The sequence below is a fragment of the Kamptonema sp. UHCC 0994 genome (assembly GCF_029167235.1).
Taxonomy (GTDB): domain Bacteria; phylum Cyanobacteriota; class Cyanobacteriia; order Cyanobacteriales; family Microcoleaceae; genus Kamptonema.
Window position 1 is genome coordinate 1 of sequence record NZ_JARFTR010000111.1, and the last position, 1,997, is coordinate 1,997.

Annotated in this window: 1 protein-coding gene; it reads right to left on the bottom strand. The window is 43.8% G+C overall.

The annotated features are described in order from the left end of the window. Positions 1–123: 123 nt before the first annotated feature. Positions 124–1,740: a murein biosynthesis integral membrane protein MurJ gene (murJ, locus tag PY364_RS10575; protein ID WP_275522354.1), complete on the bottom strand. Its 1,617-nt coding sequence runs from the start codon at positions 1,738–1,740 to the stop codon at positions 124–126. Between the last annotated feature and the right edge of the window lie 257 nt (positions 1,741–1,997).

Genomic DNA, 1,997 nt, shown 5'->3' on the forward strand with positions numbered 1-1,997 from the left:
CAATCGCAGAGACTAGGCGATTGCTTCGCGGAGCTCGCAATGACGGATTATTACTAATAAAGGGGGATGACTAACCCGAATTTGATATCAATCGCCGGGAATTTTTGCTCCTACATTCCGAATTTATCTCCTAAATCGCTGCCGGAACCTATCAACAAACATATCAACTTCCGGCAACTTCATTTGAGTAACAAAAATGGCAAAAACTCCCAATCCTGCCAAACTCGCAACGGTTAATTCCAATAACTGAATTAACAAACCCTCAGTACCTAAAAGTCTTTGACATCCTTGCAAAGTAGCTAAAGCCACTAAACCCGTCAGGGAACTTCCAGCAGTTAACCCAAAAAATGGCAAAATCCACTCCCGCCAAGGCAACCCATTCAGTTTAGAATTCAACAGCCATAAAAGCATGGCCATCGAAATAATATTTACTCCCACTGTTGCTAATACTAAGCCAGGGGCACCAAAATATTTTACTAAGAAGTAATCGAGTACCGCATTGAGCACAATATTTAAAATGCTGACACGAAAAGGTGTTTCTCCATCTCCTAAAGCATAAAATACTCTAACAACTACATCCCGCCCCAAATAGACAAACATCCCAATACCATAAGCCATCAATACGGGGGCTACAAACTGCGAAGCTGACTGTTTAAAAGCAACGCGCTCGTAAACAACGCGCACAATTGGGAGGGCCAGCGTTACCATTAAAGCGCTTAATGGTAACATCGTAAGACCAGTGAGAATTAATGCTTGGCGAATTCGCTGTTTTAACTCATGCCAATTATTAGGATCTGTCAGCCGGGAAAATATAGGCAGAAAAGGTACTAAAATTACATTAGAAATAATGCCTAAAGGAGTCATTACTAATAACCCTGCATAGCCCATTGCAGCAGCGGCTTGGGGAATATAAGAGGCAAAAAACAAGTCAGTGTAGACATTAATTTGCAACATTCCTGACGATAAAGTTGCAGGAATCATCACTTTCATGACATCCTGTACTCCTGGCTGCTGAAAATCAAAGCGAAAACGCAATGTTCCCAAACCAGATCGCCATTGGGCAAACACTTGAATTAACCATTGCATTGCTGCGCCAGCTAGAGTTCCCCAAGCTAATACTAAGCCGCCAGCTAGAGCATATTTGGGCTGAGTAATTTTGTCTCCTACTTGCATGGCGAAAAAGGCTAGGCCGCCAATGACTGCAACGCTGGAAAATAAGGGACTAATTGATGGCAACCAATACATATCTGCGGCGTTGAGAGTGCCGAAACCAATGCCAATTAATCCAGAAAGTAAGGCCATTGGTGCCATAATTCGGAATTGTTGGATGGCGATCGCTCTTATTTCTAACCCTTCTGTTGTTCTAGTTAATCCCGGCGCGACTAAATCTATCAGGGGATCGGCGAAAATAATCAAACCAACGGTCACGAGAAGCAGGATGCCGCCGATTAAAGTAGTGATAGTTTCTACTAGGGGGGCCGCTTCTGACTTGCCACGCTTGGCTAAAGCGCTGACAATGGCGCTATGAAATGGCCCGTTGATGCCGCCTAGTAAAATGAACAAAAAACCGGGGATGACGTAGGCATAGTTGTAGGCATCGACAGCGGCACCTACGCCGAAAGCGGCCGCGATCGCCTGTTGGCGAACTAACCCAAAGACTTTGCTGATCAGAGTGGCGATCGCCACAATTCCAGCGATCCCCGCTAGAGAACGTTTTGGTTTTTGCAATGATTCAGACACGAAAGGTTACAAATGCTGATAGAATGGTTCGCTTAGTCTCATCGCGAATCTGAAAAAGCATAACATGAATGAGAACTGTTAACTGTTAATTGTTAACTGTTAACTGTTAACTGCTAACTGTTGTATCATAATTCGTTATCTTTATCTGTCATTGCGAGCAATCTCTAGTCTATTTGTCATTTGCGAGCAAAGCATTGGGAAACATACAGGATTTACGCAAAAGTATCCGTAACGCCGCCATCCTGGCGGTAAAGTCA